The following is a 220-nucleotide window of genomic DNA, read 5'->3' on the forward strand; positions in this document are numbered from 1 at the left end:
TAAGTAATGGTAGATTGAGTTTGGGAACCAGTACCACTTTTCACAGGAGCTGCGCCTAATGTGGCCACGAAAACGCCTGAACCAGCCGTAGTCGGAGAAGTGACAGTAGCGGTATATGTACCATTGCTATTATCTGTAACCGAACCAATGGTACCTGAACCAGATGAGTTGGTGATGGTGACAGTAGCACCGCCAGCAGTTAAATTATTTCCATTGGCAT

Annotated in this window: 1 protein-coding gene; it reads right to left on the bottom strand. The window is 46.4% G+C overall.

Features of this window, described 5'->3' with window-relative positions; all coding sequences use genetic code 11:
* Window positions 1-220, bottom strand: a 220-nt coding sequence (locus ACST15_RS12585) for an invasin domain 3-containing protein (RefSeq protein ID WP_459455002.1), incomplete at both ends; no start/stop codon positions are given.

This window comes from Aquirufa sp. Wall-65K1 (assembly GCF_054558475.1).